The sequence below is a fragment of the Campylobacter sp. RM16192 genome (assembly GCF_004803855.2).
Classification (GTDB): domain Bacteria; phylum Campylobacterota; class Campylobacteria; order Campylobacterales; family Campylobacteraceae; genus Campylobacter_A.
Genome location: NZ_CP012552.1, coordinates 1,581,516 through 1,596,243, shown reverse-complemented (window position 1 = coordinate 1,596,243; position 14,728 = coordinate 1,581,516). Strand labels below are relative to the sequence as shown.

Genomic DNA, 14,728 nt, shown 5'->3' with positions numbered 1-14,728 from the left:
ATGAAAACTATACAAGAAAATTTAAAGTTATTTTACGTAGGACTTAAAGATAAAGAGCCGTTTTTATATAAAAACAAGGATCTAACCACTCACGCGGCTATCATAGGCATGACGGGAAGTGGTAAAACCGGTCTTGGTATAACGATTTTAGAAGAGGCTTGTATAGATAATATCCCATCTATCATCATCGATCCAAAGGGCGATATGATGAATTTAGCGCTTGCTTTTGAGGATATGAAGGCCGAGGATTTCTTGCCTTATATCGAAGAAAGTGAGGCTCAAAACAAGGGCTTAAGTGTAGAAGAGCTTGCCAAAAACGAGAGCGAAACATGGAAAAAGGGGATAGAAAATTCGTTCCAAAACTTAGAGCGTGTAAAAACCTTTAAAGAGAGTGTAGAGCTTAAAATTTACACTCCAAAGAGCTCTTCTGGCGTTGGAGTGGCTTTGCTTGGCGATTTTGCTTGCCCGCATATAGAAAATGAAGAGGAATTTAGCGAGTATGTAAGCTCGATTGCAAGCTCGATTTTATCGCTTATCGGTGTTGATAATGACGTAAATTCCAAAGAGCATTTGCTTATCTCAAACATATTCACGCATAAATTTAAAGAAGGCGCAGATGTAACGCTTGAAGAGCTCATAGGCTTTATCGCGACTCCACCATTTGCGAAAATAGGCGTGTTTGATGTAGAGAAATTTTATCCTTCAAGCGACCGCATGAAACTTGCCATCAAGATAAATACACTTCTTGCAAGTCCTGATTTTAAGGCTTGGCTAAGCGGCGAGCGGCTAAATATAGGTAAAATGCTCTTTGATAAAAACGGCAAAGCGCGTTGTAATATCTTTACGATCTCGCACCTCAAAGACAGCGAGCGGATGTTTTTCGTGACACTTTTGCTTAATGAGATCATCGCTTGGATGAGAAAGACTGAGGGAACTAGCTCTCTTAGAGCGATTTTATATATGGATGAAATTTTTGGATTTTTCCCGCCAAACAGCAATCCGCCTTCAAAAACTCCTATGTTAACGCTTTTAAAGCAAGCTCGCGCGCATGGACTCGGTGTCATCCTAAGCACGCAAAACCCGGTTGATCTTGACTATAAAGGACTTAGCAACATTGGAACTTGGTTTATCGGTAGGCTTCAAACCGCGCAAGATAAAGCGCGCGTTATAGATGGTATGACCGGAATTTCAGGCTCGGACATGGATAAATCCGAGATAGAAAATCTCATCTCAAATTTAGCTAAGCGAAATTTCTTGCTTAAAAATATCCACGAAGACGGCCTTAGCGTCATCTCTACTCGATGGGCGTTAAGCTATCTAAAAGGACCTTTAAGCCGCGAACAAATTTCAAATTTAATGAAAGATAAAAAGCAAGAAAATGCTGAAATAAGCGAGAAAAAACAGAGCGTAAAAAGTAGCGCAAAGCCTATCATCTCGCCACAAATCGAGCAAATTTATGCTTCAAGCAGCGATGAACTTGAGGGTTATCTTTACGCAAAGGCGAAAGTTAGATTTTATGACGCTAAAAAAGGGCTTGATCACACTAAAGACGTGAGTTTTCTTTATAGGCTTGATGAGGAACAAAACGAAATTGACTGGAACGAGGCTAGCGAGGATGTGCGTATAAGTGCTTCTGGCGAGCCAAACGGCAAGGTCTCTTTCGGCGCGCTTCCTTCGATGATAACAAACGCAAAAGATTTTAAAGCTGTGGCTAAAAATTTTAAAGATTACGTTTATAGAAATGTAAAACTTAGCCTTTTTAGTGTACTTGGATTAAATTCCTACCCAAGTGAGAGCAAGGAAGAATTTTATCTAAGATTAAGCGATAAATGTAATGAAATTTTAGAGGCTGAGACCGCCAAGCTGACTGAAAAATTTGAAAAAGAAAAAGCAAAACTTGAAGACAAATTAAATAAAGCTTTGATAAAGCTGGAAAAAGAGCAAAAAGAGGTCAAATCAAAAGGACTTGAAGCAGCTATCAGTGTTGGCACAAGCATACTTGGCGCGATTTTTGGTAGAAATTTGCTAACTCGTTCAAATTTAGGCAAGGTAGCAAGCTCGGCAAAGAGTGCAAATAAGATCCTAAAAGAGCGTGATGATGTAAAGCTTAGCGAACAAGTAGTAGCTGATATAGAGGCACAAATTGAAGAGCTTATGAGTAATTTTGAAAATGAAGCAAGTGAGCTAAGATCAAAAAATGATATACAAAATATTACTATAAAAGAAATTGAAATATCTCCTAAAAATAGTGATATATACGGTGAAAAGGTCTATCTTCTCTGGAGATAATTAGTCTAATTGTACCAAAGTACAATATACAAACCAAATATTTTCTAATACAATTACACAAAAATATAAAAAGAGGAGAATCATGAGTAATTCGGGTTTCGTAAAAGAGATAATAGGAAAAGCTATTGTCGTAGATGTCCGAAGTCAAGAAAGAGAGCTTAATGAAGGTGATATTTTAAACGTAAGTGACACTGTATTTACAAGCTCAGAAAATGATAGTATTGTATTGTCTTTTGGAACAGAAGATATAGCCCTGATAGGGATAGATAGTCTAAAAATAGATCAAAGTATAATTAGCTCAGAGAGTTTTGGAGATGAATCAAATTTACGAGAAGTATCGCTAGAGAAAGCAATTCTAGAAATTCAAAGTTTTGAAGCCATAGATCATATGACTACTGAAAGTTTTTTGGCTGACTTAAATAATGGTTTAGATTCTAAATCTATTGATAATGCTAATAATATAGAGCATGTAAGCATCTCAAGCGGACATACTCTTGACTTAAGTAATATTTCTAATATTGGTAATTCTATCAAGCAAGAAGATCAGAGTAAATTTGTGCAAAATAACGATATGGAAAAAATATCAGCTAAAGATATGCTTGATATGAGCAATAAAGATTACGCCTTAGAAAATAGCTTGAACTCTAATAAAGACACATTGGCTTCTTGCGAAATTGAATACAAAGATAGTGATGTTTCATCACAATCAGCAAATACTACTATATCTATTAAAATAGAAAGTGAAATTCAAATAGATATTTAATAATTTTGGCAGAGGATATGCTCTGCCAAAATTTCATTTCTCATAAATTTATAAGAAAATCAGACAAATTTAACTACTATAATATTTTTAAACAAAATTAGGAAAAAAGATGAACGAAAATATTATAGCTTACATCCTTGCTTATGCACTTGGCGGAATCCCATTCGGGCTTATTCTTGCTAAAATTTTTGGCAATGTAAATATACAAAATGAAGGCAGCAAGAGTATTGGAGCTACCAATGTGCTTCGCGTTTTAAAACAAAAAGATCCAAAGCTTGCTAAGAAGATCGCTATTTTAACAGTTGTGCTAGATATCTTAAAAGGTGTTGTGCCTATACTTATAGCTAAATTTATAGGGCTTAGTCCTGCTACGTTTTGGGCGATGGCTGTTTTTTCAGTTATCGGTCACTGCTATTCTCCATTTTTGAAATTTGAAGGTGGTAAAGGAGTTGCCACAGGAGCGGGTGTTTTGATGGTGTTTTTACCTATCGAAATTCTTATAGCTCTTGTTGTTTGGTTTTTAATTGGAAGAGTATTGAAAATTAGCTCTTTAGCCTCTTTGGCGGCACTTCTTGCATTTATTATTTCATCTCTTATAATTCATCCACAAATCCCTGATATCAACTCTCATGCACCAATTTTTATAATAGCCTTTGTTGTGTTTTATAAGCATATTCCGAATATCAAAAGACTATTTAGCGGACAAGAAAGCAAGGTTATATGATAACTACGCTCATTAAAGATTATGAGTTTGAAACTATTATAGGTCTACTTGAATTTGAACGTACAAACTCGCAGAAGGTGCGCATCAGTGTAGAATTTCAAAGTAGTGATTTTATAGACTATGTCGAAGTTATAAATTATATAGAGTTTATATATAATGAGTATAAATTTAAAACAGTTGAAAATTCACTTGAAGTATGCGCCAAAAGTCTCAAAGATAAATTTAGTTCACTCACTTCACTGAAAATGGAAATTTTAAAAACAGAAATTCTTAATAATGCCTTGGTTGGAGCCAGGTTTGAGGACAAATATTAAATTTTTTTTAAAGTATCTTGAAATTATCCTTAATTTATGATACAATCCGCCTATAATTTACACCCTCAAGGATTAATAAAATGAGAATTTTAATAGTTGAAGACGAAGTAACGTTAAATAAAACGATTGCTGAAGGCTTACAAGAATTTGGATATCAGACTGACAGTTCTGAAAATTTTAAAGATGCAGAATACTATATAGGCATCAGAAATTACGATCTTGTACTGACAGACTGGATGTTGCCTGATGGAGATGGCGTAGATCTAATTAGTGTTATAAAGAATAAATCTCCAAGAACAGCTGTTGTAGTTTTATCTGCAAAAGATGATAAGGATAGCGAAGTTAAGGCATTTAGAGTAGGTGCGGACGATTATATTAAAAAACCTTTTGATTTTGATGTATTGGTAGCAAGAATAGAAGCAAGATTAAGATTTGGCGGAACAAATGTTATTAAAATCGATGATCTGATAATAGATCCGGACGAGGAGAAAATAACATATCTTGGTCAAGATATTGAGCTAAAAGGAAAACCTTTTGAGGTATTAACTCACCTTGCTCGCCATTCTGATCAAATCGTATCTAAAGAGCAGCTGTTAGATGCTATTTGGGAGGAGCCTGAGCTTGTCACTCCAAATGTAATAGAGGTGGCAATCAATCAAATTCGCCAAAAAATGGATAAACCACTAAATATATCTACAATCGAAACCGTTAGAAGACGCGGATATAGATTTTGCTTTCCAAAAAAAGCTTAAGGGCCAGATTTATAATTCAATTAGCATCCGCTTCGGCGATGCTAATTGTCATCATTTCAGTAATGTTGTATTACTACATCAAAGCAACTATCTATGAGGGTATCTCTCAGTCTTTGATGTATGAGGCCAAAATTCTATCTACAAGTTCAAATTTAAGCCAAAAAAGAGGTAGTTTAGAATACGGAACTCTTGACGGAAGTATAACTACAGTAAATATAATAACAAAAGATTCAAAAACTAAAAATCCGTATTTCGTAAATGAAAAAGTTGGAAATAAAACTTATCTAAAACTCTATTTTCCGTATCTAGAAAATTCATACATAACTCTTACTAAAGAGACATCTATGCAAAACAAACTTATAGATCAAATTTTAGTAGATATTATGATAGTAAATGCAACGGCTATATTTTTAGTGCTTTTTTATGCTCTCTTTTTATCAAGAATGTTGCTTGTTCCTATTAAAATTTTAAGTTCAAAGCTTAGTAAATTGAATGAAAGATTTTTAAAAGAGGTAAGTATAGATGAGTTGCCTGATGAATTTACTCCGCTTGGCAAGAGCATTAATCGTCTAATAGGTAGAATACAGACTTTTGTATTGTATCAAAAGGAGCTTTTTGTCGGTGTTGCGCATGAGCTAAAAACCCCTCTTGCCGTGATGAAAACTAAAAATGAAGTGACTTTGTTAAAACCTAGAGATAGCGAAAAGTATATAGAGGCTCTTAAAAACAATAATGAAGAGATAAATAGTATGAATAAGATGATAGGATCTATCCTTGAAATCGGGCGTCAGGAGGGAGCTCAGTTTGAGGAGGCGGTTCAGATAGATATCATAGAATTTTTGGATAAAATGGCTAATAATTTTAAAATTTTAGCCCGTGGCGATGACAAGGATGTTATGATAAATTTATCCCCGAAAACTCTTAAAATGACTCTGCAGCCTACATTACTAACTCATATTATTCAAAATTTTTTTCAAAATGCAATCAAATTTTCCCCTCAAAAATCTACAATCACGATAGTTTCAAGATTAAAAGATGAAGAATTTGTTGTAGAAGTAATTGATGAAGGTATAGGTATAGATGAGAGCAAAGATCTTTTTGCTCCGTTTAAACGATTCGGAAATAAAAGCGGTGCGGGTCTCGGGCTATTTTTAGCCAAAGGTGCGGCTCAAGCTCTAGGCGGAAGCGTTAGTATAAAAAATAGAGCTGACGGAGCAAAAGGAGCGGTTTCTTCGCTTGTTTTACCAATATTAAGAAATATAAAAAAATAAATCAAAGAGCGGTATATGGCAAAACGAACAGCTGTTATAGATCTTGGGTCAAATTCTATGAGAATGGCCATATTTGAGAGAACCTCAAGATATGCGTTTTATATACTGGGCGAATTTAAGATGAAGGTTAGGCTCGGTGAAAGTGCCTATGAAAATGGCGGTGCAATAAGTGAAAAATCGATGCAAAAAGCTTATGAGGCATTTTGTGAATTTAAAAGCATAGCTAAAGCGTATAAGTGTAATAAAATATTTTGTATGGGTACTTCAGCCCTTAGAGACGCTCCCAATTCAAATGAACTAATAAGCCTGATTAGACGAAATTTGGGACTTAATTTAAAAGTTGTAAAAGGGATTGATGAGGCTAGCTTGGGCGGGATTGCGGCTTTAAATTTGCTTGAGCCTATGAGCGAGTTTATTACGATTGATATAGGTGGAGGCTCGACTGAACTTGCTATGATTAAAGACGCAAAAATAGTAGATGCCGTTTCTCTTGATGTAGGCACGGTAAGACTAAAAGAGCTATTTTTCGATAAGAAAAATTTAAAAGGTCTTAATGATTTTATGAAAGAAATTTTAAAAGATCTGCCAAAAAACTTTAAAAGCAAAAATATAGTGACAATAGGTGGAAGCTTAAGAGCTATATCAAGCGCTATTATGCAAGCGCAAAACTATCCTTTAAGATCGGTTCATAACTTTAGCTATAAATTTGAATCGCAAAAGGAATTTATACAAAATTTAACCAAAGCAAGCGTGCTTGATCTCGATAAATTTTATATTAAAAAAGATCGTTTTGATACCATTAGGGAGGGTGCTTATATATTTTTAAGTGTGGTAAATAGCTTAAAATGTGAGCATGTGTATACAAGTGGTGTAGGATTTAGAGAGGGTGTCTACCTAAGCGATATATTGCGCCCTAGTAAGAAATTTCCGCCAAATTTCAATACTAGCGTAAGAAGTTTGCAAGATAGATTTTTGCTAAATAACAACAAAATGGTCGTAAAATATGCAAAAGATGCTTTTGTAACGCTTAAACCGCTTCACGGAATCGATGATAAGTTTATATATGAACTTGAGACCGCCGCTAGACTTCATAATCTAGGACAATGTTTAGGATTTTACGGAGAGCATATAAATTCTGCAAATTTTGTTATAAACGCTTTAAATTATGGCTTTTCACATAGACAAAAAGCACTTATAGCAACCATTATAGGATTAAATGGTAAAAAAACTCTAGGAGAATTTGAGAAATTCAGAGATCTTTTGCCCGAAGAAGATATTGTAAAATGGCTGAGTTTTATTCTAAATTTTGCTAAGATATTGGATATAAACTGCACGCATAAGAAGCTAAAATTTGAGCTTAAAAGCCAAATGCTTGAAATTAGCGGGGCAAAAGAGCAATTTATGACAAAAGAGAATATTAAAAAGATCGCTAAGCCTGCGACATTTGCAATAAGCTTCGTTAGTTGAGGCTAGCTTTGTCCTTGTATGCGCTCAAGGCATTTTGCCTATCTTCAAGATACTGTCCTATTCTCTTACGATTTTCTTCAAAAAATGCCTCAAAGTCATTTTCGCTATTAATAGTGTCTTCACCAAATTTATCTAGTAGCACATTTGAACTGCCCACCAAGACAAGGTATTTTTTGTTTTGATGGTTTAATAGCATAACCTTGTTTGTTCTATCAAGCGGTTTTTCATATAAAATTTTTACATCCTGACTTTTATCGCTATTTAGCCATCCGGCAAGATTTAGTTTTCTGCTGCCTCCTGTTTTTTTGACTATAAAGTTTTTAAGCAGCCAAAGAGCTATGGCAAAGGCTATAAGAACACCTATTACCATATAATATCTTGCGTCAAAGATATTTTGTATATCAGGCTGAGTATTTATAGTTGTAGACGTTTTGGGCTGGATTATCTGTTCGCTTTGTGAAATAGGTTGCTCGTTTTTAGTTGAGGCGGCAGCTGTGCTTACGACTCTGATTCTGAGTCCAAATCCGTCAGAGGTTTTAGAAGCCATTACTCCTATTGAAGAACTGCTTTTTATGCTTAAAACTACGCTATTTTGCTTGGGTTCTATGTATAGTTCTTGAAGTATTTTTGAGTTTAAGTTTTTTTCAACAGCCTGATCGAAATTTAGCCCGTTAAATATAAGCATTGTCATATCGTTTTCACGCTTTTGGAATATATTTCCCTCGTAAGGTGCGTCAAATGAAAGCATTACATCGACCCTATCGCTTCTTTCATATATATTATATGTGAGTAGGTTTGAGGCAAATAATGAGACGGTAAAAGCAAAAATAGCAAGCAAATTTCTCATAATTGCTCTCTTTTGAAGTATTGAATTACTGATTTTGAGTCTAAAATTTCATTTATGCGGATAGCTAAATTTTTCTCATACACCATTACTTCGCCCTTGCCAAAAATTCGGTTGTTGATGAAGAGTTCCACACTTTCGCCGGCAGGCTTTTCAAGATCTATAACTGAGCCGTTTTCAAGCTTTAAAAGCTCTCTTACGCTAATTGTTGTCGTGCCAAGTTCGGAGATAAAATCTACGCTTATATCCATTAACTCGTCATAGCTTTTAAAAAGTCCGTTTTTTTCTAAAATTTGTTCTAGCTCCTGATTCATGCCTTTTTGTACCCTATTTGAAATGTTCTATTTTTTATTTTGTAAATTCTCTTTTCTTCAAGCTTTACAGGAAATCCTTGCATGCGTCCAAGATATTCTGGAGTACCCATTTTATAGGCGTTATTTTCACGTTCATTAAGTAGATTTTTAGCATATCCTATTGCTAAATTTGCACTTTCTTTGCAGATGTCGCTTAGCTCATCTTCTGCCAATTCGTCTATTCCTAATAAAATTTTAGCAAACTGATTTAAAGTCTCTTTTTTAAAATATAGATAGAATTGATATTCGTCTTTGCCTTTATAAATAGGTAAGCTAGAGCCATAAAATTCACCATTTAACGTTTTTGCATCACTTATTTTATATCCCAAGGTATCTTCGCAAAGGTGCTTTACACCAAGCTCAATTATATCCATCATTTTAATTTCCTTGACTTCAAATAGCTCTAATTATACTTTAAATTTATATAAATTAGCCTAAATCAAAAAAGCTTTTCTATCTCGCGCATAAGCTCTTCGCCCTTAAATTTAGCCGTTAGCTTGACGATTTCGGTGCCGATTATCGCTCCGTCTGCAAAGCTTTTGACTTCGCTAACGTCAGAACTGTTTTTCACGCCAAAGCCTACGGCTACGGGCAAATCGCTCTTTTGCTTTAAATCCGAGACTAAATTTTTAAGCCTATCTATGCTGGCCCGCTGCGATCCGCTTACTCCTACCGCGCCAAGAGCGTAGATAAATCCTGAGCCAATGCTTAAAATTTTATCCGTTCTGTGAGCCGAGGTAACACTTATTAATGGCACCAGATCAAGCCCGAATTTAGAGCATAGCCCGCTTACCTCTTCGCACTCTTCATACGGCAGATCAGGGATGATAAACCCGCTTATACCGACCTCACTTGAGCGCGCGATGAATTTTTCCACTCCGTAAGCGAAGATGATATTGTAATAAACCAAAAAGACAAGCGGCTTATTTACGCTTTGCTTGCACTCTTCAAGAAGGCTAAAAATTCTCTCTGTATTTACGCCGTTTGTTACCGCTTCAAAGCTTGCTTCGGCTATAAGCTTGCCGTCTGCCAGCGGGTCTGAGTAAGGAATTCCAAGCTCAAGCAGATCAAGCGAGCTAGTGTCTAAATTTAGTAAAAATTCGCGCGTGTGCTCAATGCTCGGATAGCCCGCTACTATGTAGCCGATGTTTGCTTTTTTGCCCTCAAAGGCTTTGGATATCTTAGCCATAAATTTTTCCTTTCTCATAGCTCATTACCGTGTTCATATCTTTATCGCCTCTGCCCGATACGTTTACTACGATAACGCTTTTTTTATCTAAATTCGGACATAGTTTTTCTAAATACGCAAGCGCATGCGAGCTCTCTATCGCAGGGATTATGCCTTCAAGGCGGCTTGTAAGACGAAGCGCGTTTATGCACTCATCATCGCTTACGGCTTGATATTTTACGCGCTTTATATCGTGCAGGTGCGCATGCTCAGGTCCCACTCCCGGGTAGTCAAGACCCGCCGAGATACTATGTACGGGCGCTATCATGCCGAAGTCATCTTGTAACACGATAGTCTTCATGCCGTGTATGATGCCTTCGCGCCCTTTGGTAAGCGTGGCTGCGTGATATGGAGTATCCGCTCCAAGTCCGGCTGCTTCTATGCCCACTAAATTTACGCTAATATCTTCTAAAAATCCGCTAAAAATTCCTATCGCATTGCTTCCGCCGCCTACGCAAGCTATGATGTAGTCGGCCTTTACTCCGTATTCTTTTAGCTGCTCTTTTGTCTCGCTACCGATGACGCTTTGAAGTTCTCGCACGATTTTTGGGTATGGATGAGGACCCACGGCAGAGCCTATGACGTAAAAGCTGCTTTCTATCTCATTTACCCATGCTTGAATCGCTGCTGTTGTAGCCTCTTTAAGCGTTTTTAAGCCGTCGTGAATGCTTACAACTTTTGCGCCGAGCAGATCCATTCTAAAGGCATTTAGTTGCTGGCGCGCCACATCGGTTGCGCCCATATACACATCGCACTCTAGCCCAAGAAGTGCCGCAGCAGTCGCAGTCGCCACTCCGTGCTGTCCCGCTCCCGTTTCGGCTAAGAGCTTTTTTTTGCCCATTTTTTTAGCTAATAGGGCTTGACCGAGGGCGTTATTTATCTTGTGAGCGCCGGTGTGGTTTAGATCTTCGCGTTTTAGATAAATTTCATGCCCATAATGCTCGCTTAGTCGCTTTGCGTGATAAAGCGGGCTAGGGCGACCCACATAGTGCTTTAGCAGATCGTTAAGCTCGTCTTTAAACTCCTGCGTGCCGGCTATCTTTTCGTAAGCTTCTTCAAGCTCTTCAAGCGCGAACATAACCGTTTCAGGCACGAACTGCCCGCCAAATTTACCAAAATATGCTTTAGTGTTCATTGCCTTTTTCCTTATTTACGATGTCTAAAATTTCTTTTATCTTGCTTGGAATTTTTATCATATTTTCATCTTCGACTCGTGAGTTTATATCCAAAATTTTAGGCTTAAATTTAAGCGCTTCAAACGCGTTTGTTTCGTCTATACCGCCTGCTAATGCGAAACTAAAAGGCTTTAAATCTTTTAAAATTTGCCAGTTAAAACTTACTCCGTTTCCGCCTAAATTTTCGCCTTTGTAGTCATAAAGAACTAGATCGTGCGGTTCGTTTGTGCTGACAAGCTCATCTTTTACGCTTAAAACTTTCCAGACGCTAACTCCAAGATCTTTTAAATTTGCGTACAAATTTTGGCTTATCTCTCCGTAAATTTGAGCTATGTCAAGCCCTGCAAACTCGCAAATTTCCATTATCTCGCAGCTGCTCTGCTCGCCTCGTGATGACAAAGCGCACTCACTTGCACCCACAAAGACGCCTACGCATTTCGCACCGAATTTATGGACTAAATTCGCTATCTGCCGAGTGGTTTTGATATCTACTTGCCTTGGGCTTTTTGCAAGGATTACGCCGATAAATTTTACTCCGAGTTCAAGCACGCTTTTAGCCTCGGACTCGCTTTTGATACCGCAAATTTTAAGCTCTGTTTTCATGATTTTGCCCCGATATAATCTTTAAAGTATTTATAAACTTGCCCGCTATCAATCGCCTTGACTATAACGTCCTTTGCGTCCATCGGGTTTGCGACAAAATTTGCCGTATAAAGCGCAAACATCGCGTTTAGCACGACTATATCAAATTTCGCTCCTCTTTCCTTGCCTTTTAAAATTTTAACCAAAGTTTGTGCGTTTTCTTCGGGAGTTCCGCCCTCTATCTCGCTGTGAAATGCTCGTTTAAAGCCAAACTGCTCCGGAGTTACGGAGTATTCGTAAATTTCGCCGTTTTTAAGCTCGATTATCTTTGTCTCATCGCATAAACTTATCTCATCAAGACCGTCCTCACCGCGTACCACCAGCGCATGCTCGCGCCCAAGTAGCTTTAAAGTCTGCGCATAAAGCTTCAAAACAGGCTTGTGATATACGCCTACAAGTTGGTTCTTAAGGCTTAAATTTGGATTTAGCATAGGCCCAAGCACGTTAAACACCGTCCTTATGCCAAGGCGTGCTCGCACTTCTTTGACCTCGGCAACTAGCGGATGAAAAAACGGCGCATGGAAAAAGGCTAAATTTTTCTCATCAAGCAGCTCTCTTAGAGTGCTTAGTGAATTTGACATGGTTAAATTTATGCCTTCAAGCACATCCGAGCTGCCCGATCTGCTTGAAATCGCCTTGTTGCCGTGCTTTGCGACTTTAACGCCAAGGCTTGCAAGGATAAACGAAACCGCAGTTGAGATATTTATCGTCTTAAGCCCATCGCCACCCGTTCCGCACAGATCTATCATCGGCGAAGCGTCGCGGTAGGTTTGGGAGTATTTTAAGATGTTTTTAACGAGGCTTGCAAGACTCTTTGGATAAAGACTCTTTTCGCTAATTAGCACCAAAAGCGCTGCAAGCTGCGTTATCTCGTAATCCTTTGAAGCTATCAGCGCGCAAATTTGCTCAAAATCCCTATCGTCAAGCCCGACGTTATCTTGAAGCTTGATTAAAAACCTCTTGAAATTCGCAGGTTCGCTCTCTTGTATTTTGGCTTCGCTTTTAAAGTTTAGGAAATTTTCGATTATCTTTTTACCGTATTGCGTGAAGTAGCTTTCAGGGTGAAACTGTATGCCAAAAATAGGTCGGTTCACATCGCAAAGCGCCATTATGACGCCATCTTCGCTTACCGCAAGGGCTTTTAAATTCGCAGGCAGCTCATCCACATAAAGCGAGTGATATCGCATAACCTCAAATTTGCTAGGTAGCCCCTCAAAAAGCGGGCTTTCCTCAAGCGCATCGATGAATGAAGTCTTGCCGTGAAATGGCTTTTCAAGGCGCTTTATGACCGCGCCGCCAACTAGCCCGATCGCCTGATGTCCAAGGCAAATTCCTAAAATCGGCACATTTAAATCGCTTTTTAAAATTTCAAGGCAAACTCCGCTATCTTTTGGATGTTTTGGCCCGGGACTTAGCACGATCTTGCTTGGATTTAGCCTGCGAATCTCTTCAAGCGTGATCTTGTCATTTCGTACGCTTATGACCTCTTCGTCGGTTAGCTCTTTGATGTATTGCTCGACGTTAAATACGAAGCTGTCGTAGTTATCTATCAGAAGTATCATTTATGAATTTCCCTTGCGTTGTTTTTAAAGACGTTTAGCACTGAAGCACGTTTTTTGCAAATTTCTTTGTATTCGTTTTGAGCAACGCTATCTATGACGATACCTGCACCAGCTTGGATAAATACTTCGCTAGAGCCGTTTTTGGGCACAAAAACCGCGCTTCTTATGAGGATAGCTTGCTGCACGTTGCTGTTAAAATGGAAAAATCCTATTCCGCCTCCGTATGCGTTTCGCTTGTAGGTTTCAAGCTCCGAGATGATCTCCATAGCGCGAATTTTTGGTGTTCCGCTAAGTGTACCGGCAGGAAAAACGCTGGAAACAACCTCAAAAGAGCTTGCATCATCGCGCTTAATGCCGTAAACGTCGCTAGCCATGTGCATTACACTCTCATAAAAGACTACGTGCATCGGGTTTTTCACGCTTACGCTTGAGCTTTTCGCCACGCGTCCGATGTCGTTTCTGGCTAAGTCGATTAGCATTTTATGCTCGGCGAGCTCTTTTTCATCGTTTATAAGCTCGTTTTTTAGCCTCTCATCTTCTATGGCGTCTTTGCCGCGACCCCTTGTGCCTGCAATGGGAGCTACGAAAATTTGAGAGTTTCTTATCTCGCAGACTAGCTCCGGGCTTGAGCCCACGATATCGCCGTGCAGAGTGGGGAAATGAAACATATAAGGGCTTGGATTTGCCTTGCTTAAGAGCTTATAAAACTCAAGGCTGTCCATGTCGCTAACTAGCTTTAGCTGCTCGCTTAGCACGACTTGAAATATATCTCCGCTGTATAGATACTCCTTGGCTTTTTGAGTCATATCTAAAAAGTGCTTGCGCTCTTTGTCTAAGTCAGTGCAAATTTGATAAAAGCTCTCTTTGGTGGTTAAATTTGGCTCTTTAATCTCTTTTAAAAAGTCGTAGTATTTGGCTTTATCACCGTAAAACGTATAAATTTTGCTTGTTTTATCAAAGTGCAGATAGGCTCTTGCATTTGCGTAGAAAAAATTTGGAAATTCATACTGCGAGCTTTGAAATTCTGGAATTTTCTCAAAATATCTAACGCTTTCATATCCTAAAACACCAAAAAGTCCCGCAAAAGGTGCGCTGTGTTTTTGAGCTAAAAAATAGCTCTGAAGCCCTGTAAAATCAACCTCATCGCTGCTTATGTATTCGCAGTCTATGCCGATGATAGCTTGAGTGGAGTCTTCTGCTAAAAAGCTGTTTGCAAATTTATTTTTGATGGCTTCGTAATAAACCAAAGGCTCTAATAAAAGCATGTCAAATCCTAAAAAATAAGTGAAATATTATATTTAAAAAGAGCTTTTATACGCATAAAGGGCTCAAGTAGGCTTGTCG

15 protein-coding genes are annotated in these 14,728 nt (G+C 38.0%); 7 read left to right on the top strand and 8 right to left on the bottom strand.

Features of this window, described 5'->3' with window-relative positions; translation table 11 throughout:
• From CDOMC_RS08455 to CDOMC_RS08425, 7 genes are all read left to right on the top strand, one after another.
• Positions 1–2,289: a helicase HerA domain-containing protein gene (locus CDOMC_RS08455; RefSeq protein ID WP_172129312.1), complete on the top strand. Its 2,289-nt coding sequence runs from the start codon at positions 1–3 to the stop codon at positions 2,287–2,289.
• A gap of 82 nt (positions 2,290–2,371) precedes the next feature.
• A complete protein-coding gene (locus CDOMC_RS08450; RefSeq protein ID WP_172129310.1) occupies positions 2,372–3,052 on the top strand; it encodes a hypothetical protein in 681 nt (226 codons plus the stop codon).
• A 109-nt stretch (positions 3,053–3,161) separates the two neighbouring features.
• Positions 3,162–3,776, top strand: coding sequence for a glycerol-3-phosphate 1-O-acyltransferase PlsY (gene plsY, locus CDOMC_RS08445; protein ID WP_172129308.1), 615 nt, complete (start codon positions 3,162–3,164; stop codon positions 3,774–3,776).
• Positions 3,773–4,090 carry a dihydroneopterin aldolase gene (locus CDOMC_RS08440; protein ID WP_236861308.1) on the top strand — a complete coding sequence of 106 codons (318 nt, stop codon included), beginning with the start codon at positions 3,773–3,775 and terminating at the stop codon, positions 4,088–4,090. The genes plsY and CDOMC_RS08440 overlap by 4 nt, the downstream gene beginning before the upstream one ends.
• An 80-nt stretch (positions 4,091–4,170) precedes the next feature.
• Positions 4,171–4,842, top strand: coding sequence for a homeostatic response regulator transcription factor HsrA (hsrA, locus tag CDOMC_RS08435; protein WP_169973454.1), 672 nt, complete (start codon positions 4,171–4,173; stop codon positions 4,840–4,842).
• A 38-nt stretch (positions 4,843–4,880) separates the two neighbouring features.
• Positions 4,881–6,113 carry a HAMP domain-containing sensor histidine kinase gene (locus CDOMC_RS08430; protein WP_172129306.1) on the top strand — a complete coding sequence of 411 codons (1,233 nt, stop codon included), beginning with the start codon at positions 4,881–4,883 and terminating at the stop codon, positions 6,111–6,113.
• A gap of 15 nt (positions 6,114–6,128) precedes the next feature.
• Complete coding sequence (locus CDOMC_RS08425) at positions 6,129–7,580, top strand: Ppx/GppA phosphatase family protein (RefSeq protein WP_172129304.1); 1,452 nt, start codon at positions 6,129–6,131, stop codon at positions 7,578–7,580.
• On the opposite strand, the gene CDOMC_RS08420 is transcribed toward CDOMC_RS08425, so the two are convergent.
• The 8 genes from CDOMC_RS08420 to CDOMC_RS08385 all read right to left on the bottom strand — a co-directional run bounded on the left by CDOMC_RS08420 (position 7,573) and on the right by CDOMC_RS08385 (position 14,649).
• Positions 7,573–8,427, bottom strand: coding sequence for an excinuclease ABC subunit A (locus tag CDOMC_RS08420; RefSeq protein ID WP_169973450.1), 855 nt, complete (start codon positions 8,425–8,427; stop codon positions 7,573–7,575). The two genes, CDOMC_RS08425 and CDOMC_RS08420, sit on opposite strands and share 8 nt — an antisense overlap.
• On the bottom strand, positions 8,424–8,675 hold the full coding sequence (gene fliN, locus CDOMC_RS08415; RefSeq protein WP_442861622.1) for a flagellar motor switch protein FliN: 252 nt from the start codon (positions 8,673–8,675) through the stop codon (positions 8,424–8,426). Before fliN ends, CDOMC_RS08420 begins: the two co-directional genes overlap by 4 nt.
• 59 nt (positions 8,676–8,734) lie before the next feature.
• A complete protein-coding gene (locus CDOMC_RS08410; protein WP_172129300.1) occupies positions 8,735–9,154 on the bottom strand; it encodes a restriction endonuclease in 420 nt (139 codons plus the stop codon).
• Between the two features lie 62 nt (positions 9,155–9,216).
• Complete coding sequence (gene trpA, locus CDOMC_RS08405) at positions 9,217–9,966, bottom strand: tryptophan synthase subunit alpha (protein WP_172129298.1); 750 nt, start codon at positions 9,964–9,966, stop codon at positions 9,217–9,219.
• Complete coding sequence (gene trpB, locus CDOMC_RS08400) at positions 9,959–11,140, bottom strand: tryptophan synthase subunit beta (RefSeq protein ID WP_172129296.1); 1,182 nt, start codon at positions 11,138–11,140, stop codon at positions 9,959–9,961. Before trpB ends, trpA begins: the two co-directional genes overlap by 8 nt.
• Positions 11,130–11,783, bottom strand: a complete 654-nt coding sequence (locus CDOMC_RS08395) for a phosphoribosylanthranilate isomerase (protein WP_172129295.1) — start codon at positions 11,781–11,783, stop codon at positions 11,130–11,132. Before CDOMC_RS08395 ends, trpB begins: the two co-directional genes overlap by 11 nt.
• Complete coding sequence (trpD, locus tag CDOMC_RS08390; protein WP_172129293.1) at positions 11,780–13,384, bottom strand: anthranilate phosphoribosyltransferase; 1,605 nt, start codon at positions 13,382–13,384, stop codon at positions 11,780–11,782. Before trpD ends, CDOMC_RS08395 begins: the two co-directional genes overlap by 4 nt.
• Positions 13,381–14,649 (bottom strand): anthranilate synthase component I family protein, encoded by a 1,269-nt coding sequence (locus CDOMC_RS08385; RefSeq protein WP_172129291.1) that lies wholly within the window; start codon positions 14,647–14,649, stop codon positions 13,381–13,383. The genes trpD and CDOMC_RS08385 overlap by 4 nt, the downstream gene beginning before the upstream one ends.
• Positions 14,650–14,728: the final 79 nt, after the last annotated feature.

Coding starts and splice junctions, on each gene's coding strand:
- CDOMC_RS08455 (WP_172129312.1), top strand. CDS start 1: ATGAAAACTATACAAGAAAATTTAAAGTTATTTTACGTAGGACTTAAA.
- CDOMC_RS08450 (WP_172129310.1), top strand. CDS start 2,372: ATGAGTAATTCGGGTTTCGTAAAAGAGATAATAGGAAAAGCTATTGTC.
- plsY (WP_172129308.1), top strand. CDS start 3,162: ATGAACGAAAATATTATAGCTTACATCCTTGCTTATGCACTTGGCGGA.
- CDOMC_RS08440 (WP_236861308.1), top strand. CDS start 3,773: ATGATAACTACGCTCATTAAAGATTATGAGTTTGAAACTATTATAGGT.
- hsrA (WP_169973454.1), top strand. CDS start 4,171: ATGAGAATTTTAATAGTTGAAGACGAAGTAACGTTAAATAAAACGATT.
- CDOMC_RS08430 (WP_172129306.1), top strand. CDS start 4,881: ATGCTAATTGTCATCATTTCAGTAATGTTGTATTACTACATCAAAGCA.
- CDOMC_RS08425 (WP_172129304.1), top strand. CDS start 6,129: ATGGCAAAACGAACAGCTGTTATAGATCTTGGGTCAAATTCTATGAGA.
- CDOMC_RS08420 (WP_169973450.1), bottom strand. CDS start 8,427: ATGAGAAATTTGCTTGCTATTTTTGCTTTTACCGTCTCATTATTTGCC.
- fliN (WP_442861622.1), bottom strand. CDS start 8,675: ATGGATATAAGCGTAGATTTTATCTCCGAACTTGGCACGACAACAATT.
- CDOMC_RS08410 (WP_172129300.1), bottom strand. CDS start 9,154: ATGATGGATATAATTGAGCTTGGTGTAAAGCACCTTTGCGAAGATACC.
- trpA (WP_172129298.1), bottom strand. CDS start 9,966: ATGGCTAAGATATCCAAAGCCTTTGAGGGCAAAAAAGCAAACATCGGC.
- trpB (WP_172129296.1), bottom strand. CDS start 11,140: ATGAACACTAAAGCATATTTTGGTAAATTTGGCGGGCAGTTCGTGCCT.
- CDOMC_RS08395 (WP_172129295.1), bottom strand. CDS start 11,783: ATGAAAACAGAGCTTAAAATTTGCGGTATCAAAAGCGAGTCCGAGGCT.
- trpD (WP_172129293.1), bottom strand. CDS start 13,384: ATGATACTTCTGATAGATAACTACGACAGCTTCGTATTTAACGTCGAG.
- CDOMC_RS08385 (WP_172129291.1), bottom strand. CDS start 14,649: ATGCTTTTATTAGAGCCTTTGGTTTATTACGAAGCCATCAAAAATAAA.